This is a genomic window from Komagataeibacter europaeus LMG 18890 (assembly GCF_000285295.1).
In the GTDB taxonomy this organism is placed as follows: Bacteria; Pseudomonadota; Alphaproteobacteria; order Acetobacterales; family Acetobacteraceae; genus Komagataeibacter; species Komagataeibacter europaeus.
The window spans coordinates 1-22,029 of sequence record NZ_CADP01000048.1 but is presented as its reverse complement, the minus strand read 5'-3'; the positions used below and the strand labels follow the sequence as shown (position 1 = coordinate 22,029).

The following is a 22,029-nucleotide window of genomic DNA, read 5'->3' as shown; positions in this document are numbered from 1 at the left end:
CCTCGTGCTCCCTGTCTGCAACCTGCACGGCATGCAGCTCCATCTCGCGGAGATTTCACGCACGGTCGCGCAGGGCGCTCACGCCGTCCTCATTGTGGATCAGGCCGCATGGCATACCAGTCAGAAGCTGGATGTTCCCTACAATATCACCATTCTCCCGCTGCCTCCCCGGGCTCCTGAACTGAACCCGGTGGAAAATCTCTGGCAGTTCCTGCGCAATACATGGCTCTCAAACAGGATCTTCAGAACCTATGACGATATCGTTGATATCGCCTGCCATGCCTGGAACCAGCTCGTCAATCAACCATGGCGCATCATGTCAATCGGACTGCGCAATTGGGCTCATGGGTTATAGCAATCAACGGTTGGTATTACGTCAAAACGCACGACATGGCCGGTCGCGGGATCAAGATGGCAGGACCATGTAAACGCCACCCAGCGCATGGGGCCTGTGGCCGGCATATACTGGCCGCGCCCTTCTATCAGGGCCGGGCTGACCACGACCTGACTGTCGGGGCGGTCATCCTGCAGGAAAAAGCGGTGTGGCTGTGCGCCCCTGTGGACCAGTACGGAACGCGCGGCATCCTGACACAGGAAGGTGGTCATCTGCCATGCCATGTCCTGCCCCATGACACCCGGACGCTCCCGGACGGGAAGCGCGGTGACGCGCTGCGTGATGATCCGCTGTTCCGCAGGCGAAGGGGGCGCATTTTCCGTCGCCCATGCGCCAGAAACCCGCCCCATGCAGACAACCCCCAGGCACAGGCCGCCCATGGCCACAGCACGGCCCATGCGGCGCGATGTCATTGATGCGCGGGACATGATCATGATGATGCCTTTTCGCCCGATAGGGTGGGCGTGGCGGGCATATCTGGCCGATATCCCGCACGCGCCTGCCGTAGTGTCACGCCAGCAAGCGTACGGGCCGCGTACCGCTTGGGCACCGCGATACGTTGCGCCAGATAGATCCCCGAATGCCCGGAACAGACATAGGCCACGAAGCAGCCCGTGGCAAAATAGACGATATCCGCCGCGCCGAACAGTTCGACCCCCATAAGCGTACAGGCCAGCGGCGTATTGGCCGCACCGGCAAACACGGCCACGAACCCCACCGCCGCCATCAGGTCCACCGGCGCATGCAGCCACGCAGACAGCGCATTGCCCAGACCGGCCCCGATAAAGAACAGGGGCGTGACCTCCCCGCCCTTGAACCCTGCCGCCAGTACCGCAACGGTAAACACCATCTTCCACGCCCAGGCCAGCGGATAATGCGCGGGCCCGAAGAAATCGAGGATGGATGCCCCCCCATCCTCCGGGGCGACAATGCCCAGCCCCAGATAATCCCGTGACCCGCATATCCAGACCAGCGCAATGGTCACGACCCCGCCAATGCCGGGGCGTAGCCACGGTGTGGGCCAGGCGCGCCGCAACAGGGCCGCACCCCGGTGCACGGATTTAGCAAACAGCAGGCTGGCCAGGCCAAACGCCACGCCCGCCACCATCACCTTGGCCAGCAGGATGATGTCGGCATGGAAAAACCGCCCGTCCAGCCCGGCATAACCATGAAAGCCAAGGATATAGGGTACATGCTCGATCCCCCATGCATGGCAGACCCAGTCCGCCATCGTGGCGGCAAGGATGACGGGAACCAGCGCGCCATATTCAATGCGCCCCACCCGCAGCACCTCCATGCCGAATACCGCCCCCGCCACCGGCGTGCCAAATACGGCGGAAAAGCCCGCGGCAATGCCGGATATCAGCAGGATACGGATTTCATGCTGGTCACGCAGGCTGCACAGCCGCCCGATCGCACTGGCGATGCTGCCGCCCATCTGCACCGCCGTGCCTTCCCGCCCGACCGATGCACCGAACAGGTGACTGACAACCGTTCCCACCAGCACCAGTGGCGCCATGCGCAGGGGCACGCCACCGCCGGGTTGATGAATCTGGTCCACGATCAGGTTGTTTCCGCCCTCCGCCATGCGACCGAACCAGTGATAAAGAAGGCCAATCGCCATGCCCGCCACCGGCAGGCCATATAGCAGCCACGGATGGGACAGCCGCATGGCCGCCGCCTGATCCAGCAGCCACAGGAACACGGCGCACGCACTGCCAACACACGCTGACAGCCCGACCAGAAGACACGCCCATTTAAGCAATACGGCCGCCACACGGCAGCCATCGCGCATGATTACGTCAATATTCATTGATATTCGCCAGATCCGGCTTTTTTTCATGGAACAACAGGCGGCTCTGGCCTGCATGCGGACATGATGTTGATGACCCTACACGGATTCCTCCCCTGTTGCCGCAATGGCATTGGGTAGGAATCATTAGCCCCCTATGAAGGAGACGGTTCGACCATCATGGTATGGCAGAGTCCATTGCCGTCCGTCCTTAAAAGCCCGGATCGCGGCCACGGTCAAGCATGATGGCGTGACCGCCTGCGTTTTCCCTGCCCGGTCTGCGGTCATGCGTCCCCCCTGACCGACCGGGCACATAATGGCCCCCGGACCGCTGCGCGAACGGGTCCGGGACAGTTTCACAGGCTTGTCAGGGCTATTTTTGGTGATGCGTCAGGGGAACGCTGCCTTTTTGGAAAAAGGCGCCCCCATAAGCTTTTTATCAATGCGCCGTTTTGAAGAAATCCCTGAAAGATCAGTACCCGCGCCTGGGGTCGCACAGCAGCGCGGGACGTTCGTTGCGTTCCATCTGGCCAATGACATCCACGACATAACGCACCTGCGCCTCCCGCGAGGCTTCGGACGCCACATGCGGCGTGACCGTAATCCGTTCATGGCTCCATAACGGATCCCCCGCCGGCAGGGGTTCGGGTACGGTCACGTCCAGCACGGCCCCGCCCAGCAAACCTTCATCCAGCGCGCGGACAAGATCGGCCTGCACCACATGGTTGCCCCGGCCCACATTGATCAGCCCCGCCCCACGCGGCAGTTGCGCCAGCAGGTCATAATTGATCATGCCGCGCGTCCGGGTCGTGCTGGGCAGCAGGTTGACCAGGACATCCACATCGCGCAGGAAATCAGGCAATGCCGCATCACCGGCGAATACGCGAATTCCCGGCACGTCCCGCGCCGAACGCCGCCAGCCCGACACCACAAACCCGACATGGTGCAGGTGACGCGCCACATACGCGCCCAGATGCCCCATGCCCATGATCCCCACCCGCGTTTCGGCGCAGGTGCGCGACACGCGGTTGTTACGCCAGACCTCCGCCGCCTGCTGCAATGCCCATGTCCGGGCGTCCCGCAGCAGTCCCAGCGCCGCCCACAGCACATAATCGGCCATCAGGGCCGCCGTCTGGTCCCCGCCCATGCGGACCAGCGGGACATGGGCGGGAAAAGCGGGATCATCAAGCAGATGGTTGACCCCTGCACCAGTGCAGATAATGGCCCGCAATCCCTTCATCCGGGCCAGATCAGCGGAGGACGGTGTCCAGACCAGCGCGTAATCATCCGCCCGCGGTTCCAGATCGGGGTCATACCATGAACAGGTTTCCAGATCCGGGGCGACATGATGGAAGGCCGCACGCCATCCCGCCACGCTATCGGGCCCATCCGCGCTGATAATAAGCCGTGCCATCCACTCCATCTCCCTTGATGAGCCGTCCCTACGCCATGATCCGCCCCCTGACTGCGGCAGGCATGGCGCCGTGACCCCTATTTACGCATATGCGCCCTATTCCTGACGCGTCCATTTCCATCCCGCAGGCCGGAACAGAAAAACTGCCAGCCCCCTGCACGACTGGCATGTCATGTATTCGGGAATTATTATAATTCTGAATAAAAATTCAATAATTCAGCAATCTGAAACTCACCCCGCTGCAAGAAATACGTTTTTCAATTCATGATATTGGCATACCCGTACATGATAGCAGGAATGTTACGATAATGGATGAACATCCCCCTGCAAGATATCAATAATGCGTAGTTTACTTTATATCCGTGCAAACCATGCCTATCCGTCCCTGCCCTCACGATAGGCACCGGGGGTCATGCCGGTCCATGACCGGAAGGCGCGATGAAAGCCGGATACTTCGGTATAACCAAGCGAAAAACCGATTTCCTTGATGGAACGGTCGCTGTCACGCAGCATGGCCTGCGCCAGCCGGGCCATGTGTTCGTTGACCAGATCCTGAAAACGCACGCCCTCCAGCGCCAGCATGCGCCGCAGTGTCCGCGCGCCCATGCCCAGATCGGCGGTGACGACCTCCAGCGTGGGGCGTGTGGCGTGCGGCGGGGCACGGAACTGCGCGCTGATGCTTTGCCGGACACGTTCGACAATGCTCAGGCTCTGGTTGATGCGCGCCAGCATGTTTTCGCAGTAATCCGCCATCATGTTGGCCGCGATATCATTTGCCATTTCGGGCATGCTGCCCAGATGGCTGCGACAGATGCGGATTTCATTTTCCGCGCAGGAAAAATGCACCGGACAGGAAAAATACCGCATATACAGCGCCGCATGATCCGGTCGCGGCACCACCAGGCGGATTTCCGCCAGTTCCAGCCCGCTGGTTTCCAGCCAGGCGCTCCAGTTGCCCAGCCATTCCTCGACCAGATACAGCAGGGTGCGCGCGGGCAGTTCAGGCAGGACACGCGCACCGATCACGGCATGGCTGGCATTTTCCACCAGATCCTGCCGAATGCGAATGCCATAGCCCAGCAGGGCCTGATAACGGATGAAGCGGCTTATGGCTTCCCGCCAGGTCGGGGCACTGATGCAGGCATAGCCCACCACCCCGAAATCGGCCGCGTTGATATGCCGCCCGGCCAGGAAACCCAGCCCCGGCACCGTGACCTCCGTCAGGATACAGTCCAGCAGGCGCACGTAATCCCCATACAGGATATGCGATCCGCCCAGCCGCAGGCCGGAGCGGTCAAGCCCGAAACGGGCCAGGATATGGGCAACGGACACCCCGCGCGATTCCAGCACCTGCAACAGCTTGTTCAGGTGCATGCCCGGTATCTGCAACGCGAACTGCCCCAGTTCCGGACTGCCCGCAGGCGGGGCCGCCGCCAATGGGGAAGCCGTATCAGGATCGAATGGCATCATCCGCCTGCCCTGCCGCCCCATTGCAGGCGGAACGCCCTTGCGGGCCGGGGCCGCGCATACCTGCACGATCGTCCCATTTTCTTACCCGTGCCTCTCCTGTCCCTACACTTCATGGGGCATGAATAACACCAACCCGCCCCTCCTGCCTATCTCCCCACGCGTGCCGCCCCCCTGAATCCGGAGAAGACTGCGCAGCGGCGGTGTAACGGCCTGTGATTTCCACGTCACCCAACGTCCAGTCTCCGGACCGGGCAGCGGCGGGATATCCACGCGTCCTGGAGATGCACCGGTGGTTCATCGGCCTGTGGCACGGATTTCACGGCCAATCGCGGATGGATGGGGATATGCCACACACAACCTGCCAGCAGCCGACACAAGCCGACAGTCAGTAAAGAATTCAGCCCCATGTGCATTACAGATGTGTGGGAAACAGTTCCTCGGGAGAAAAGACATGCCGTATCGTCGTTTCTGCCCCCATATGGAAACCATGAAATACCATGGCGATACAGACCACGCACGGCAACAGATAGCCCCATAGCGACGGGGGCACCGGCCCGCATTTCATACCCAGCACCATTCCCCCGATACACCCGACCAGGGCGCCGACGATCACCTCGCCCATGGTATGGGCCTGCAACTGCAGCCGCGTATACCCAATGACCACCGCCACCCCCAGCAGGGGCACCAGCATGGCGACAGGATAACGCACCAGCTGACGTCGCCATAACAGGACCAGCAGCCCGCCATACGCCACACACGCCGACGCAACATGTCCGCTGGGGCTTATGACCACGGTCTGGGTCAACCACGCATAATACAGGCCCGCGATCTTGAGCAGCAGCATGATCCCCAGCGTCAGGACGATCACGACGCTCCATACATACATGCCCTGCCACCATCCCCGCAGGCCCATGATGCAGGCAACCGTCAGCACCACCGGCAGAATATCGGCCTGATCTGCAAAATCGGTGATGAAATCGGTCATAATGAAATGGACCGTCCTGTCTTGTTCCTGCACCACATATCATGGACCGGACAGCACGACCAGAATCATGAAGTCTGATCAGAACGCGTTTTCCGACAGAAGAAAACGATCCAGACACTTTTGCAAATAATTCGGATATCCAGCCACCACGCGCCATGCGCCACGCAAGTCAGGTCGTATTCCACGCCGCCACTCTCTTTTACCGTGGCCAGTCGGACCGTGACTGTCATTGGCCCGCGCAAGGCTGGCAGTACCCGGTCCCGCGCGATATCGGGCGAGGTCGTCTTCCACTATATATCCATAATATTCGGCCACATACTTCCATCCCGATAGCATGAAGAAAGTCCATGGCCGGATATACAGCTTTCGGTTCATCATCCAATGCCGCCGCGCAGGCAGTCGCATCTTCATGTCCAGACCAAACGACGTGGTAATGGAGAGATCCTGCATCATGCCAATAACGCCAGTCCATCCCTGCCTGATCGGCGCAGGAAAGTAGGACATGGAGGAATTCCGTCAGCAGCCTGCATTTTTCGTATTGCGAATGATATTCGTTTTCAATATAAACGGGGCATCCACGGCACGGTCAGGCAGTTTCCCCAACCGTCGATTTCCCAGCACAACGCCGTGAAACGCCCGCGGCATCGTACATATGCCATGCCGCATTCCCTTTTTTCATACAGGGACCATGTCAATCATGAGTGAAACCACCGGATGTACGGCCGACTGGCACCTTGAACATTCTTCCCCGGGCCAGATACTGCACTATCTTGATCCCCGGCGTCCTTTCGCGCGGCAGATCAATATACTGACAAACCGGTTCCGTGACATACAGGCCCTTTGCAATGATGGTGCCGCTTCCCCCGCCCTGACCAGGCTGCGCAATGCGCTGGCGTTCCACATGGTCAGGATGTCGCGATGGTGGCGGTTTGATTTCTGTCCCCGTGGCGTGACCGGCGTGCGCAATCCGCTTTTCCTGACCTATGTAAAGGCGCATGCGGAACGATCGGCTGAAGATGATGCCCTGTTCGACCTGTTTACCCTGCAGCGCCACATGCATGCGGGCGATGGCGGGCATATCCTTGTCGTGGGGCATGACCCGTTAACGGCTCCATCCGTTTCCATACTGTATGGGGTGGACGGGCAGCGTAATTTCCGCTTTGCCACCAGTTCGCGTGGGGTCGAACCATTATGGAATGGAAAGGCCTATCCCGATTTTGCATCCGCATGGCTTGCCGCGCGTGCCGTGCATGCCCTGATCCAGGATGACAGCGCGGACATACATGAATATGAAACCGCCCATCGCGAACACATGTGGGTCAGGTCATGGCACCACCGGCATTTCCACCGCAGCGGCAAACTGCCGGTTATCCGGCTATATGCGCAGGCCAATGCCCAGTTGATGAACTGCCAGTCCGCCTTTGGCCGCGCGGAGATGAAAACGGTCGTGGAGCGTATGGCCTTTGACATTGCCCGCACCGCATTCCAGCGGCACATGACGGTTGCAGACCTGATTGAGGAAAGTGACGCGCTTTCCATCAGCCTCCGCTCGGCCAATACCATCAAGCAGCGCGCCCGCGCATATGTGGCGACCTGCATCGACCCGATGGCCCGGCCCGAAATGGATACGCTGCTGGACCGGGTCGTATCCTATGTCCCGCGCCGCTGTCCTTGAACGGCTGCCCGCACCCGGTCTTGACCACGGGGCGCGGGCGCCTGCCCCACTTACAGTAATGAAAATGGAATTACTGTGCGGTATAGCCACCATCAATGACCAGTTCGCTGCCAGTCATGAACTTTGATTCGTCGGATGCCAGGAATACGATGCCATAGGCAATGTCATCAGGCTCACCCAGATGGCCCAGCGGGTGCAGGTCAACCAACTTCTGCCGGGCTGCGGCCTGATCCGGGGTTTCCTTGGTAAAGCCCTGCACCATCGGGGTCCAGATATAACCGGGATGGATGGAATTGACCCGGATTTTGTAACCCTGTTTCGCACAGTGCAGTGCCGCTGACTTGGTGAACAGCCTGACACCCCCTTTGCTGGCGTTATAGGCAGCAAGCGGGGGGTCACCGATCAGCCCCTCGATGGAGGACAGGTTGATGATCGATCCCCCGCCATGTGGCTTCATGGCTTCCACGGCGTAACGCGTGCCCAGGAACACCCCATCGAGGTTGACCGACTGCACACGCCGCCAGTCCGCAAGGCTGGTTGTCTCGACGGAGCCGGAATAAAGAATGCCCGCATTGTTGACCGCAATGTCCAGCCGCCCGAACTGCGTGGCAATAGCGGCCATCGCCTGCTTCCAGTCATCTTCCGCCGTGACGTCAAGCGGGACGAAGATTGCCTCTCCCCCTGCTTTTTTAATTTCCGCGACGACGGCCTCCCCCTCTTCCGCCTTCAGGTCGGCCACGACCACCTTCGCCCCTTCGCGCGCCAGCAGCAGGGCCGTCGCCTTGCCGATCCCGCGCGATGCGCCTGTGACAATCGCCACCTTTCCCGATACACGTCCCATGTCTTTTGCTCCTGAATCAGTAACTTCCCTTAAAATATAAGAAAATTCTCATTCAGCACATTGACGGGACACAACACATTCATAATTTGGTGACACGTTTTTGTGATATCATTGTCCTGAAATCAGGTCAGGAACCGACCTGCATTCATAAGGACATTTCTGGTTAAGCGTTTTCCAAAAAGCCTCACCGGGTACTGCCTTCGTGAAAAAAAGGCAGCACCCGGAAACATCTGATTTTATCAGCAGTCGTCCTGAAACACCCTTCAGAGACTGTTTGAAAAGTTAGCCCGGAAAACATTCAGCAATCATAAAGTAGTCTTTGGTGAAGCTTTTTTCAAAAAGCTTCGAAGAACGCCACCTTTTTGGAAAAAGGTGGCGCCCAAAAACTTTTATTATTTTTTTATCAACCACTTGTTTTCAAACAGTCTCTCAGGCGGCTTCAGCATCCTTTTCGGGAATGGCATTGGCAATGTCCATAAGCGCGCGCCCAAGTTCGGTCTTTATCATGCGCCGTGCATAGGACTGCAGCGCCGCCGCATCAATAAAGCCACGACGGAACGCCACTTCATGCGGGGAGCCAACCAGCAGTCCCTGACGGGACTGGATGGTCTGCACGAACTGCCCCGCCTGCATCAGGCTGTCGGGCATGCCGGCATCAAGCCATGCGCAGCCCCGTCCCAGACGCTGGACATGCAGGTCACCGTTTTGCAGATAAATCCGGTTCAGATCGGTAATTTCCAGTTCCCCGCGTGGCGAGGGCTTCAGGCTGCGGGCATATTCGCGCACGCGCCCGTCATAGAAATACAGCCCCGTTACAGCCCAGTTCGACAGCGGGTGCGTGGGTTTTTCAACAATATCCAGCGCATGCCCGTCGGGGGCGAAACTGACCACGCCATAGCGTTCGGGGTCACGTACTTCATAAGCAAAGACCGTAGCCCCGGTTGGCCGCGTCGCCGCCGCGCGCAACTGCTTACCCAGATGGTCGGCAAAAATCAGGTTGTCGCCCAGTATCAGGCCACACGGTGAATCATCCAGCCAGTCATCGGCAATGATAAAGGCCTGCGCGATGCCATCGGGCGAAGGCTGCTCACGATACGTGAAGGTCACACCCAGATCCGACCCGTCCCCCAGCAGGCGGCGGAACAGCGGCAGGTCCGCAGGCGTTGATATGATCATGATATCACGTATCCCCGCCAGCATGAGCGTGGACAGGGGATAGAAAATCATCGGCTTGTCGTAAACCGGCAGCAACTGCTTGCTGACCGCCTGCGTCATGGGGTGCAGGCGCGTGCCCGAACCACCCGCCAGAAGAATGCCCTTGGTCGGTTTTGTCGCGGTGTTCTCGCTCATGCTGCTGTTCCCATCTTGTCACCCGTGTGGCCAAGGCGTTCCCCGCCATAACGGGCGGCCCGAATGCTTTCCCACCATTTCCGGTTATCCAGGTACCACTGCACCGTGCGGCGGATGCCATGTTCAAAATCATGGCGGGCCCGCCAGCCCAGCGCCTGTTCCGCATGGGTCGGGTCGATTTCATAACGGAAGTCATGCCCCGGCCGGTCGGTCACGTGCCGAATCAGGCGTGCATGCGGGCCTGACGGATCGGGGCGCAGTTCATCCAGTATCGTGCAGATCGCTTCCACCACCTGCATGTTGGTGCACGGCTGTCGGGCACCGATGGCATAGGTTTCACCGGGCTGTCCCTGTTCCACCGCGCGGACCAGCGCTTCGGCATGATCCTCGACAAACAGCCAGTCGCGCACATTCTGTCCCGTGCCGTAGACCGGCAGTTCACGCCCCTCGATCGCGTTGATCGTTACCAGAGGAATCAGTTTTTCAGGAAAATGCCACGGTCCGTAATTATTTGTGGTGTTGGTCACAAATGTCGGCAGACCATAGGTATGGTACCACGCGCGGACCAAATGATCGGATGACGCCTTGCTGGCTGAATACGGGCTGCGCGGGTCATAAGGGGTCTGTTCGGTAAAGGGCGGGTCACCGGGCCGTAATGCGCCAAAGACCTCATCGGTGGAGATATGGTGGAAACGGAATGCCTTCCGCCGTGCGGCGTCCTGTCGCATCCACCATGCGCGCGCTGCCTCAAGCAATGTATAGGTGCCAACTATATTTGTACTGACAAATGTACCGGGCCCGTCAATGGAACGGTCAACGTGGCTTTCCGCCGCAAGGTGCATGACGGCATCGGGGGCGAAATCATCAAATATCCGCGCCATGGCGGCGGCGTCGGTAATATCCGCCACTTCCAGCCTGTAACGCCCGCTTGCCGCGGCATCTTCCGTTGCCTTTATACTTGCGGCATATGTCAGGGCATCGACATTCAGGACATCATGCGCGGTCTGGGCCATCAGATGCCGCACAACCGCGGAACCGATAAACCCGCAGCCTCCCGTTATCAGTATGCGCATTTCCTATTTCCTTCCCCCATAACATGACCGCACCCCCTGGCTTTTCGCAGCGGAAAAACCCGATCATTCCATGCATTGAAACCGAACGGGAATACTGTAACAGTCATGTATAACCGCAATCAGATCATGACAGTGTAATGGGTCGTCTGTGGCATAAATATGGAGAATGTCGCCTTGATGAGATAAAAAAACAGTATTAACCCAGAATAACACGACTTTCTGAATACAGCCGGTCAGGCTGCGCCGCGTACCGCGACCATGGCGTCACGTGCCTCGACCCGTTGCATGACCCTGCGGCCCAAACGTTGTGAGGGGCGTTCAACCAGATGATAACAAACCGCACCCACCAGCAGGCAGAACCCGAATATTGCAAAAGTAACCGCAAGCCCCGGCACAAAACCCAGATGGCGCAACCATTCGCCCATACCCCATGATATGATGCCGATGATCAGGTAATGCGTCAGGTAAAACGAAAACGATATACGCCCCAGCCATATGACCGGACCAGAACGCAGCAGCGCATCCACCCCGCCGCGCTGGTAGGCCAGTCCGAAAATAAGCGCCGTAAACCCGAATACATCCAGAACCGGCACGACCGGAAAAAACAGTGTCGCCGCAATAAACGCCACTGCCCCCAACGTAATGGACGATGCATGCCGTTCCATGCTGTCGGGCAGCAGGTGATAGGCGCGGTACAGCAGTATTCCCGCGCAAAAACAGAAGAACATGCGAATGGCGCCAAACGTACCCGTCGGGTTGTTATTGGCATGATGGCAGGCAAAAAGCACCATGACCAGTACCGCCAGGCTGGCGGCACATAGTGCCAGCGCATGGCGCGGCGATGCAATGCGCATTGCCCCCATGGCCAGCAACGGGAACAGGAGATAACCCAGCACCTCCGCGCTGAGCGTCCATGACACGATGTTCCATTCCCCCAGTTTCAGCACGGTCCAGCTCTGGACCAGCAGCAGGGTCTGCACAAACCCCGGCAGGGACAGGTTATGCGCGCGATAGGCGAAGGACGGGTCCGTATAATACCGCTGCATGGCCACGTAACCGGGCGCAAGCAGTACCAGCGGCACCATGGCCAGCAGCACGAATGTATTGAGCGGATAGACCCGGAAGAAACGGACAATGAAAAAGTCCCGGATCACATGCCACCGCAGGACAGCGAACTGCCCTTCATGCACATGCATGAGGATAAAGCCCGACAGCACGAAAAACAGGTCCACGCCCCGGAAACCGTTGAACAGGAACAGTGAATGCAGCATCCATGGCTGGTGCAGGATATCGGCAGCCAGACCATAGAAATGGGTCATGAAAACCCATAGCGCCGCAACACCGCGCACGCCGGTCAGGCTGGGGATGGAACGGGCCTTGGGCATGTTATCCCCCTAACTTCCTGTGTCGTTCAGGTTTCAGAAAAACCGTTCGTCAATCGTCACCACATCACCGGGCAGCAGGACGGTCGCACGTGATATGCGGCCTTCATGCGCCGGGGTATTGAGGTCTTCATGCCGCACATCGGTCGCGCGGTCGGTCACCGCGCGGTAGGTGAAGCCCCCCGCCAGCGCGACAGCGGTCAGCATGGTCATGCCCGGCTGATAGGGATACTGCCCGGGATGATTGACCTCACCCAGGATGAAGATCGGCCTGTACTGCGCGACCTCCACCGATACGCTGGGCTGCGTCAGGATCCCTTTCTGTTCCAGACTGGCGGAAATGCGCTGGGCTAGGTCGCGTGGCTCGGAACCCGCCGCGGGCACCGTTCCCAGTAACGGGAAATCGATGTTCCCGTTGTCACTTACGGTAAACGTGTTGCTCAGCTGCGGGTCATTATAGGTAATGACACGGATCTGGTCCCCCGGACCAAGGTGGTAGGCCCGGGTATCAACCGCGTCAAAGGACGGCTCATGCGCCGAGGCGCAGCAGCTTAGCGCAAGCAGGGCCGTGACGCCGACTGCCTGCATCGTCATGGGCCGACACGTGTTCCGTATCATTGCAAACATGGTCACTCCCAAATCATTCAATGTGGTTTTCCTTCGCTGGCCGCATATGCGGCCAGCCAGCATCAGCCAGAGAAGGAAAAGCCCAACAGTATCGTATTGCTCGTAAACGTGGAAAGACGCCCCGGGATGTTCAGATAATTCACGTTCCCGCCCGATGTGGCGTTATTGACATAGTTATAGGTCAGGGACGCCCTGACGTGACGGTCGATGTTCCAGAAAACCGACCCGCCGAAATGGATCTGTTTCTGCAGGCGGCTACCCTCCAGGCTGGCCGTGGCGGAACCGGTGGGCACCGTCATGCTGGACTGTGACGCACTTTCCCCATATTCGGCATAGGCGCGCAGGAACACATTACGCCGCAGTTCATGGTCCCACTGCAGGCGCACGTCCGTCACCACCTGATTTCGGGCAAACGGGGTTTCCGGGTCGCTCAGGTGGCGCGCCGCCGTCAGGTTGACGGTATCGATGCGGCGCGGCATCCATGACACATTGACCTAGAATGTCGGGGTCGTGACAGAAGGGCTGCGACCGCTGCTGAAACTGCGCGTTTCCCCACCGACCAGCAGGCGGTACTGCCACACCTGCCCGCTGCGGAAATCCACGCCACCAAAACCGGCCCCGTCGGCATAATTGTTGACCGATGCCTCGGGCACCGAATTATACTGCGCGGCGGACCCGCGAAAAACGACGACAGCCGCATTCCCGCGCGAGAATTCATAGCGCGAGGTCAGTGACCCGGTTTCCGTCTTGTGGCTGATGGTGCCGTAATCAATGGAAATCGGCCCCGGCGCCGTCCCGAAGGAGAAGTCCTGATAATCGAATGCCGGGATCAGGCTGAAACGGCCAAACATCTTGGTATAGGTCAGTCGCCCGTCATTGACCTGGTACGGCACGGGATAGACCACGCCATACACGCCCAGGTTGGTCGCGGACAGGTGATACTGATAATGCGAATAGGCCATGCTGAGCGTATCGTGACCCAGGTTGAGCGTCCCGCCGATATTGCCGTGCCAGTTGGTGTAACTGGCGATCGACTGCGTGGGGTAACGGTGATCATCCATGCCCACCGATGCCCCCAGCGCATGACGCCGCCAGCGCGAATTGACGCTGACATTGGCCGAAGTCTGCACAACGGGGCTGCCCGATCCCGGGATGCCCAGCGTGTTGGAGTTATAGCCCACATTTTCCGATGCGCTGGGCCGTAGCAGCCAGCTGCCCAGGCCAATGCCATCCGTCTGCTGGCCCATCATCTGCCGGGTTACGACCGAACCGGTCATATCCGTCGAATATCCGGGAATATCAGAAGGGAAAAGCTGCTGGATCAGCTGTGCATGCGCATGATGCGCATGCAGACCGATCCCCAGCACCACCATCCCGACCGGTCCCCGCGACAGGCAGCGCCATACCCTGACGCCATCCTGCAACCGCCCTACCTTCATACCTTACCCTAACCTGTAATCGTAAGACGGGGATTACCCCCCGCACGCTGGATAAATCGGTGGGCCATGTCACGCAGTCCCGGGTCCAGCCGGTATGCGGCGACAGCCATCGCCAGCCCCGCCATGGTGGCGGCGCATGCGGAAGCTATCAGATTCATGGGAATCAACAGACTCACAATCAGCGCTCCTGTCATTATCAACATCCCCGGCACAAGTCGCCAAGTCTGCTGTGACAGGCAATCCGACAACAGGTAAAGAGCAACTAAATTAATCGTGACCCGCAACGTCCAGGCCGCCGCAGCCCCCGGCAGGCCCCACCATTTTATCAGTACCCACAATACGCAGAAGAAGGGCAGGATCTCCACCATCGAGACCTTGGCCGTGATATGGGGCCGTCCCTGCCCCTGCAGCAGCCCATAGGGCAGGAAGGCGATGCCGTTGGTCCATGCCCCGAACATCAGGATCTCGGCCACGGGACGTGAGACATCGGCAAAGCTGCCGCCCACCCACATATGCAGGAACGCCCCCGAAAACAGGATGCCCGGCGCGCAGATCATGCCGAACCCGTAGGTCAGCGACGCGGTGGCCCGCCGGGTCAGGTCAACCGCTTCCCCCCTATCGGCGCGGGACAGGCGCGGGAACAGCGTGCGGGCCAGCGCCGTCGCCACGACCTGCGAGCGCATGGCAAGGTTCATCGGCACGGTGTACTGCCCGACCGATGTAACCCCCAGCGTCGCGCCGATGATAAGCTGGTTGGACGTATCGAGCAGCGGGTTGATCAGGCTGGAAATACTGACCCATGACCCGTAACCCAGCAGGCGCTTGAGCCATTTCACGTCAAAGTCCATCGGCCGGATCGGCCATTCCAGCACCATGACCACGCAATAGGCCAGCCCGATCATGGCCAGCCGCGACAGCACGATGGACGGCAGGACAACCGTAAGCTGCGGCCCGAAGAAATGGATGCAGATAAGCGGGATGATCTGTCCCGCCATGGTGGTGCTGGAATTGAGCATGTTGGACAGCAGGAAACGTTCGCGCGATTCCAGCGCCCCCGTCGCCACACCATTGATCATGCCCAGCGGCAGCATGACCGCCATCCACGGATAGGCATGCCGCGTTTCCGCCAGCAGGTCGGGCGGAATCCGTACGAAATGCAGCAGCACCATATCCCCGATCGGATACAGGATCAGCCCCCCCAGCGCCCCCAGGCCGAGATTGCTGTAAAATGCCGTCATCAGCACGGGCGAACGTTCCCGCGCCGAGGCATGACCCAGCTGCGCCAGCGCATTGGCGGACGCGCGTGACAGCCCGAAATCCAGAAACCCCAGATACCCCAGCAGTATCCACGAAATCGCCACGATGCCATACCTGTCCGTGCCAATCAGGTGCAGGTAGAATGGCACGGTGCCCAGCGAGACGATGATCGGGAAAATGGAACCGAATACGTTGAACAGGAAATTGGTGGAAAATTTGCTCTGCGCCATTACTCCGCCCCTACTGTCGCCATGACGGGCCGTGGTCCCGCCTGACCCAGAACCTGCTGATAGAGGCGCACATATTCCTGCGCGACACTGTCCCAGTCGTAATGACTGGCCACTTCCATATTCCGCGCACGCAAGGCATCCGCCGTATCCGGCAGGGACGCGGCCATTGCCTCCACCTCCCGCGCGCCTGGGGCAAGGTTATCGGGATCGATCATGACGCCTGCCGCCCCCTGCTGCATAAGCCGGGCAAAAGGCGTGATGTTGCTCAGGATGGGGATGAGGCCGGCGGACATGGCCTCCACCGCCGCAAGGCCGAAGCCTTCATGCGCGGACAGGCAGCCAAAGAAAGATGCTTCTTCCCCCATGAGGTCACGCAGGGCCGCGTCCGACGGACCGGAAACGATGCGCATGGCATCCGTAATGCCGCATGCCTGTGCCTGCTGCCGCAGGTCGGCCACCGTCAGGTTGGAATCCTGGCCTGCAACGATCAGTTTCCATTCCGGGTTTTCACGTCGCAGCAATGCGACAAGCTGGAACAGCAGCCTGAGCCGCTTGTGCACGGCAAAACGCCCGAAGGCCAGGATGGTGCGTCCCGGCGTGCGGGATGCGGCGTCACGGAAGCGCGTCTGGTTGATGCCGTTTTCAATTGTCTGCAACCGCCCCGCCGCCACGGTGCGGAACAGGTCGGCATCGCTGTAGCTGCACGCGACAATGCGCTTGTATGCCCGCACGGAAATCGGCGTGATGGTACGGAACCATATTTCCTTGATCCGTCGCAGCGCACCGGTATGGAAGAAACCACCGTGGGTGGAGGCGATCATCGTCTTGCGATGGAACGGCCATGTCCACGCCAGGAAATCGAAAAAGAAATCGATCGCATGGACATGCAGCAGGTCGAACGTCCCGATATGCCGCAGCACCTGCGGGGCCAGTGGATAACGGGTCGAACCACGCCATGGGATGCGGATGACCGGTATGCCATCGACCATGTCGCGATGGGGCAGCCTGCCCGGACGCCCGAACACGCTGTCGAGTGTCAGGACCTGTGCATCAATGCCCATGTCCTGTCTCTGGCTGCGGGCAAGGTTGAGCAGTGAATCCTCCAGCCCGCCGACAGAGGGACTGAACTGGCGGCAGATATGCAGAACTTTCAATATTTCATCCCCCTGTTCTATTTGTCATCGAAACGGCTGAGGATCTTGATGTCCCGGTTACCGTAGCTGTAGCCCATCACGTCCATGGCGTTGTCTTCCACCATGGTGGCCACCACGCCGGCCAGCGGCGCGCCACAGGCCTCCAGCCGTTCCAGGCAGGCCATGACGGCGCGCTGCGCCGTGCTTTTCCAGCGGCAGACAAAGATGACCTGATCGGCCATGTTGGCGTGCACCAGCGCGTCACTCAGTCCCAGCAGCGGGGGGCAGTCGATGATGACCAGTTCATATGACCGCTTCAGTTCCGCCAGTATGGCGCGCAGGCGCCGGATCTCGACCGGGCTGAAGGCATGCTGCATCGTGCGCCCGGCGGGAATGTAGTCAAACCCGGTATCAGGGTCCGTGCGGATGACATCCGCCACCGGCACGCCTGTGGTCACAAGGTCGCTCATCCCCAGCGATGGCCGGCCCGTCGTGCCATCGGTCAGGTACTGGTCCAGCATGCCCCGGCGATGATCGGCATCGATCACCAGCACTTTCTGCCCGCCCCGGCGGGCTACGGTCGCCATCCACAGCGCCAGCGTGCTCTTGCCTTCCTCCGGCCCGGCGGAGGTAATGGCGAGGCATAGCGGCTGCCCCCCTTCATGCACCCGCATGGACAGTTGCATGACAAGACTGCGCACCGCTTCGGTCGCACGGGAATAGGGATGGTCGATCACATGCCGCCGCACGGTCTGTTCCGAACGCCCGCCCACCTTGGGCACGACCGCCAGCAGGGGCAGCGGGACCGCCGCGCGCAGGCGCTCGATCTCGGTAAAGCCGGCCGCGAAGTAATCACGCAGCAGGACAGCCCCTGCCCCGGCCGCCAGCGCCACGGCCATCAGGCCCAGGCCAATCTTCTTGCGGTTGGGAAAGCTGGGCATGTCAGGTGCGGATGCGTGGGAGACGACGGCGATGGGCGGCTGCAGCAGGGCCGCGCGGTCCACGACTTCCTTGGCATGTTCCAGGAAGGTTTCATACACGGCGCGCGCGCTCTGCGCTTCCTGGTCCAGCGTGCGGTATTCCGCCTGCGGCGCGCTCTGCCCACCGGCCTTCTGACGCAGAAGTTCAAGGTTTTCATTCAGGCGCTGCACTTCCGCGCGGGCGGAAATCTGGTCTTCGCGGATGGTGCTCAGCGCGGCCTGTGTCTCGGCTTCCAGGCTGGCGCGGGTGGCTGCGATCTGCTGGTCCAGCGCGCGCAGGCGCGGGTGCTGCGGGCCATAGGTCGCGGCTTCTTCCTGACGCGTGCTCTGCAACTGCATGAGGGCATTGGCGGTGGCGACCAGAATGGGTTCCTGCGACAGGGCGACCGCCGCGCGCGCATCCCCCCGCGCGGCGGCGTCACGCAGCGCGTCGGCGCGGGCCTGTGCCGCCGCCAGCCGCCCTTCGGCCTGGCTCAGATTGGCGGAGGTATCGGCAATCTGGCGTTCGATCAGCGGCGTGCTGGTGCTGCCCTCGGTGGTGTTGGTCAGGCCATTGGCGTTGTCGAAGGCATTGGCCTTTTCCACGGCATCCAGCCACCGCTGCCGCAGGGCGGCCGTGCGGTTGTCCAGCCATGTGGCCACGTGATTGATGTCCGCCGTCTGCCGCGCCAGCGCAATACGCTGGTAATTCGTGACCACTGCGTTGGCCAGCGCGGCGGCGCGCTGGGGATTGCCATCCACCACGTTGATATCAAGGATCTGCGTGCGCGGTTCCGGGGTTATGGTCAGGTTGTTGAGGAAGGCGTCTTCCTCATGCTCACGCTGTACTTCCGGGTCAACCGGCGTGCTGGCATGGCACAGGAACCCCAGCCCCATGTGGCACAGCCGGTCGCGCATGCCCACATGCGGGGGGACAGGCGGCGGCGGCAGTTGCGCCAGGACGGCGGCGGCGACATCGCGCGAATGGATCATCGCGGCCTCGGTTGAAACCAGTTCGTCATCCGGCGGGGCCAGGTTCTGCTGCTGGCCGTTGGGGGCCAGCGGATCCTGCTGCGCACGCCCCGACACCACGACGGTCGTAGTCGCGGTATAGCGCGGCTTGAGCGTCAGCATGACTGCCCCGCCCGCAACCAGTACCCCCAATGCAGTCAGCGCGAACAGCATCCTGTGCCGCAGGAACGCCCGCATTGTCTGGCGGATGACAAGGCCTACATCCTGCGCTGTCCATGACATTGAAGTGGCCCGTCCCTGTATGGAAACGTAATTCATGCTGTTTATCCGGCAAGTTTCCGCGAAATGGATGGCGTGGGCCGATCGAAAAGCCTGCGCCGCAAATAAACGAGGACATGAAACCCGAATACAGGCAGTCCCAGCAGGTAACGCCGCCATAGCCTGCGCGGTTCACGCACCAGGCGCACAAGCCATTCCAGCCCCATGTTCGCGACCCATCGGGGCGGGCGGTGCACACGTCCGGCCGCATGGTCAACCAGCGCGCCAGCGGTAATGAGAACCCCGGTGGGCAGGTGATCCATGTTGTCATACAGCCAGCGTTCCTGCCGGGGCATGCCCATGGTCAGCAGGATGATGTCAGGGCGCGTTGCCCGCAGGCGTTCAAGCAGCAGCGTGGACTCACGTGATCCGGGTGTCGGGTCAAAGAAACCATGCTGCGTGCCCGCCGTGCGCACGCCATACCTGTCAGAAAAGGCCGCCGCAGCCTTATCCACCACATCCGGCTTGCCACCGATCCAGAATACCGATGCATCCTGCCCCAGTTTCGACAGGACCGGCCCGATCCATTCCGGCGGCGTGGTGCGCGGCAGATGCCGCCCCGTCAGCATGATGCCCGCAAGCTGGACGCCTGCGCCGTCACAGAACGCAATATCGGCACGCCGGAACAGGGTGCGCAGCCACGGCTGTTTTTGCGAAACCACCGCCATATGGGCATTGGCGTTGACGACTGTCATTTTCTGTCCCATCCGCACTGCATCCACCACGCGGCGGACAATGTCCGTGCGCGATATGTCGTGCAGTGGCAGGCCCATGACATCGACAATCGTATCATCTACCGCGATTTCCGTATTTGCGTTCATTTGAATACACCGTTCATCGTCAGGAAATTAAGAAATTCAGAACGCATTCCGACTGAAGATCTCACGTTTTATGGTCAGGAAAATGATCTTGATATCCAGCCAGATCGACCATGCGCGTATGTATTCCAGGTCCAGTACGACGCGGCGGCGCAGATCATCGCGCGTGACCAGTTCGCCCCTTGATCCGTTGATCTGCGCCCAGCCGGTAATGCCGGGCTGCACACGATGGCGGGCGACATATTCCTCCATCGCCTCATGCAGCAGTTGCCCGCCCGCGCGCGTCTGCGGTGCATGGGGGCGTGGGCCGACCAGTGACATCTCGCCACGCAGCACATTGAAAAGCTGCGGCAGTTCATCAATGCTCAGCCGCCGTATCCATTTGCCAACACGGGTAACACGCGGGTCGGCGCGCGATGTCTGCCGCGCGGCATCCATATCCGCCATGTCCGTATACATTGAACGGAACTTGAACACGTTGAAGTAGCGGTTATTGAAACCCTGCCGGGGCTGGCAGAACAGCACGGGACCACGGGAATCCAGCTTGATCGCCAGCGCCACCAGTCCCAGCACGGGGGCCAGCGCCACAAGCAGCAGCATGCTGGCGGTAAGATCAAACGCGCGCTTTTCCAGCATGTCCCATTCACTTAACGGACGGCGCTGCAATACGGTCAGGGAAAACGGGCCGAAGCGTTCAACCGGCCAGCCGTGGCAGTCCTCCGTCATGAGCGACGGCACGACATAGACATCCGCCAGCACCCCACGCAGGCGCCACAATATGTCCATGACCTGCTGCTGCCCGCCTTCGGCGGGGGAAAGGCATATAATGACCGCATCAATGTGATCCTCACGCGCATGCAGGACCAGTTTTTCTATCGTGCCGTCAACATGGCTGCCCTGATCATCAAAGATCCCGACAAGGCGGAATATGCGCTGCATGCGTGCATTGATGCGCGACGCCATCTGCGTTGCTTCCGCGCCCGAGCCGATGATCGCCACCTTGCGTGCCAGGCGACGGGTTACCGCATGCGTCTGCACGATATATGTACCCACGCACCGTTCGATCAGCAGCGCGATCACCACAAAGACCAGCCATTCCGCCCCCATGCGCAACGTAACGCCAGGTGGCCACGACAGCATGACCAGAACGGTGCAGAAGATGACCCCGCCAAACACCACGGGCGGCAGCAGGTAACGGATCTGGTACGAAATCCGCGTCAGGTCGGGGACATCCAGAAGCGGGACATTCCTGGGGAACAGAAAAAACGCCCCCGCGGCCATGATATTGGCCAGCAGAAGGGCGCCAGACAGTCCATCAGGTGTGTCATGAATACGCTGCCACGCAATACAGGCCATGATGGCAAGGCACACGGACATGGCGTCCGACACGACCACGACCTGTGTCAGCACAGGATGACGGTAGGCAAAGCCGTCATCCCCGCTACGTGCCGTATGGACACCCCGCGGGATGCTATCGATCCCGACAGATAGCGGCGACAGGTCTGTTTCATCATTTTTCAAGTGCCTGATACCAACCGTTGATTGCTATAACCCATGAGCCCAATTGCGCAGTCCGATTGACATGATGCGCCATGGTTGATTGACGAGCTGGTTCCAGGCATGGCAGGCGATATCAACGATATCGTCATAGGTTCTGAAGATCCTGTTTGAGAGCCATGTATTGCGCAGGAACTGCCAGAGATTTTCCACCGGGTTCAGTTCAGGAGCCCGGGGAGGCAGCGGGAGAATGGTGATATTGTAGGGAACATCCAGCTTCTGACTGGTATGCCATGCGGCCTGATCCACAATGAGGACGGCGTGAGCGCCCTGCGCGACCGTGCGTGAAATCTCCGCGAGATGGAGCTGCATGCCGTGCAGGTTGCAGACAGGGAGCACGAGG

General features: G+C 60.2%; 21 protein-coding genes. 2 read left to right on the top strand and 19 right to left on the bottom strand.

Annotated features, from left to right (window positions below; translation table 11 throughout):
• Nucleotides 1–355: transposase (locus tag GEU01_RS13155; RefSeq protein WP_019086449.1), on the top strand; the 355-nt coding region annotated here is incomplete at its 5' end.
• On the opposite strand, the gene GEU01_RS13150 is transcribed toward GEU01_RS13155, so the two are convergent.
• The 6 genes from GEU01_RS13150 to GEU01_RS13125 form a co-directional block, all read right to left on the bottom strand.
• Complete coding sequence (locus tag GEU01_RS13150) at nucleotides 343–822, bottom strand: hypothetical protein (protein ID WP_232272531.1); 480 nt, start codon at nucleotides 820–822, stop codon at nucleotides 343–345. The two genes, GEU01_RS13155 and GEU01_RS13150, sit on opposite strands and share 13 nt — an antisense overlap.
• 2 nt (nucleotides 823–824) lie before the next feature.
• Nucleotides 825–2,207, bottom strand: coding sequence for a voltage-gated chloride channel family protein (locus GEU01_RS13145; RefSeq protein WP_019086467.1), 1,383 nt, complete (start codon nucleotides 2,205–2,207; stop codon nucleotides 825–827).
• Between the two features lie 451 nt (nucleotides 2,208–2,658).
• Nucleotides 2,659–3,600 (bottom strand): 2-hydroxyacid dehydrogenase, encoded by a 942-nt coding sequence (locus GEU01_RS13140; protein WP_019090774.1) that lies wholly within the window; start codon nucleotides 3,598–3,600, stop codon nucleotides 2,659–2,661.
• A 375-nt stretch (nucleotides 3,601–3,975) separates the two neighbouring features.
• On the bottom strand, nucleotides 3,976–5,136 hold the full coding sequence (locus GEU01_RS13135) for an AraC family transcriptional regulator (RefSeq protein WP_019086465.1): 1,161 nt from the start codon (nucleotides 5,134–5,136) through the stop codon (nucleotides 3,976–3,978).
• 346 nt (nucleotides 5,137–5,482) lie between these two features.
• On the bottom strand, nucleotides 5,483–6,055 hold the full coding sequence (locus tag GEU01_RS13130) for a phosphatase PAP2 family protein (protein WP_026018727.1): 573 nt from the start codon (nucleotides 6,053–6,055) through the stop codon (nucleotides 5,483–5,485).
• A 78-nt stretch (nucleotides 6,056–6,133) separates the two neighbouring features.
• Nucleotides 6,134–6,559 carry a hypothetical protein gene (locus GEU01_RS13125; protein ID WP_019086463.1) on the bottom strand — a complete coding sequence of 142 codons (426 nt, stop codon included), beginning with the start codon at nucleotides 6,557–6,559 and terminating at the stop codon, nucleotides 6,134–6,136.
• A gap of 193 nt (nucleotides 6,560–6,752) precedes the next feature.
• On the opposite strand from GEU01_RS13125, the gene GEU01_RS13120 reads away from it, so the two are divergent.
• Nucleotides 6,753–7,730, top strand: coding sequence for a hypothetical protein (locus GEU01_RS13120; RefSeq protein WP_019086462.1), 978 nt, complete (start codon nucleotides 6,753–6,755; stop codon nucleotides 7,728–7,730).
• Nucleotides 7,731–7,800: 70 nt separating this feature from the next.
• Here the strand turns inward: GEU01_RS13120 and GEU01_RS13115 are convergent, their stop codons facing one another.
• The 13 genes from GEU01_RS13115 to GEU01_RS13060 form a co-directional block, all read right to left on the bottom strand.
• On the bottom strand, nucleotides 7,801–8,571 hold the full coding sequence (locus GEU01_RS13115; protein WP_019086461.1) for an SDR family oxidoreductase: 771 nt from the start codon (nucleotides 8,569–8,571) through the stop codon (nucleotides 7,801–7,803).
• A gap of 429 nt (nucleotides 8,572–9,000) precedes the next feature.
• Nucleotides 9,001–9,921, bottom strand: coding sequence for a glucose-1-phosphate thymidylyltransferase RfbA (gene rfbA / locus GEU01_RS13110; protein WP_019086460.1), 921 nt, complete (start codon nucleotides 9,919–9,921; stop codon nucleotides 9,001–9,003).
• Nucleotides 9,918–10,994 carry a dTDP-glucose 4,6-dehydratase gene (gene rfbB, locus GEU01_RS13105; protein WP_019086459.1) on the bottom strand — a complete coding sequence of 359 codons (1,077 nt, stop codon included), beginning with the start codon at nucleotides 10,992–10,994 and terminating at the stop codon, nucleotides 9,918–9,920. Before rfbB ends, rfbA begins: the two co-directional genes overlap by 4 nt.
• A 233-nt stretch (nucleotides 10,995–11,227) precedes the next feature.
• On the bottom strand, nucleotides 11,228–12,379 hold the full coding sequence (locus GEU01_RS13100; protein ID WP_019086458.1) for an acyltransferase family protein: 1,152 nt from the start codon (nucleotides 12,377–12,379) through the stop codon (nucleotides 11,228–11,230).
• Nucleotides 12,380–12,412: 33 nt separating this feature from the next.
• Nucleotides 12,413–12,970 (bottom strand): polysaccharide biosynthesis/export family protein, encoded by a 558-nt coding sequence (locus GEU01_RS13095; RefSeq protein WP_019086457.1) that lies wholly within the window; start codon nucleotides 12,968–12,970, stop codon nucleotides 12,413–12,415.
• Between the two features lie 95 nt (nucleotides 12,971–13,065).
• Complete coding sequence (locus tag GEU01_RS27550) at nucleotides 13,066–13,482, bottom strand: outer membrane beta-barrel protein (RefSeq protein WP_019086456.1); 417 nt, start codon at nucleotides 13,480–13,482, stop codon at nucleotides 13,066–13,068.
• 15 nt (nucleotides 13,483–13,497) lie between these two features.
• On the bottom strand, nucleotides 13,498–14,442 hold the full coding sequence (locus GEU01_RS27545; protein WP_019086455.1) for an outer membrane beta-barrel protein: 945 nt from the start codon (nucleotides 14,440–14,442) through the stop codon (nucleotides 13,498–13,500).
• An 8-nt stretch (nucleotides 14,443–14,450) separates the two neighbouring features.
• On the bottom strand, nucleotides 14,451–15,929 hold the full coding sequence (locus GEU01_RS13085; protein ID WP_019086454.1) for a flippase: 1,479 nt from the start codon (nucleotides 15,927–15,929) through the stop codon (nucleotides 14,451–14,453).
• Entirely contained in the window at nucleotides 15,929–17,083 is a 1,155-nt protein-coding gene (locus GEU01_RS13080) for a glycosyltransferase family 4 protein (protein ID WP_019086453.1), read from the bottom strand. Before GEU01_RS13080 ends, GEU01_RS13085 begins: the two co-directional genes overlap by 1 nt.
• A gap of 17 nt (nucleotides 17,084–17,100) precedes the next feature.
• The gene (locus GEU01_RS13075) at nucleotides 17,101–19,311 is read right to left on the bottom strand and encodes a GumC family protein (protein WP_232272530.1); all 2,211 of its coding nucleotides are present in this window, start codon (nucleotides 19,309–19,311) and stop codon (nucleotides 17,101–17,103) included.
• Between the two features lie 5 nt (nucleotides 19,312–19,316).
• Nucleotides 19,317–20,132 carry a WecB/TagA/CpsF family glycosyltransferase gene (locus GEU01_RS13070; RefSeq protein WP_019086451.1) on the bottom strand — a complete coding sequence of 272 codons (816 nt, stop codon included), beginning with the start codon at nucleotides 20,130–20,132 and terminating at the stop codon, nucleotides 19,317–19,319.
• A gap of 36 nt (nucleotides 20,133–20,168) precedes the next feature.
• Entirely contained in the window at nucleotides 20,169–21,650 is a 1,482-nt protein-coding gene (locus tag GEU01_RS13065) for an exopolysaccharide biosynthesis polyprenyl glycosylphosphotransferase (RefSeq protein WP_019086450.1), read from the bottom strand.
• 24 nt (nucleotides 21,651–21,674) lie between these two features.
• A partial coding sequence (locus tag GEU01_RS13060; protein WP_019086449.1) for a transposase occupies nucleotides 21,675–22,029 on the bottom strand: 355 nt, incomplete at its 5' end.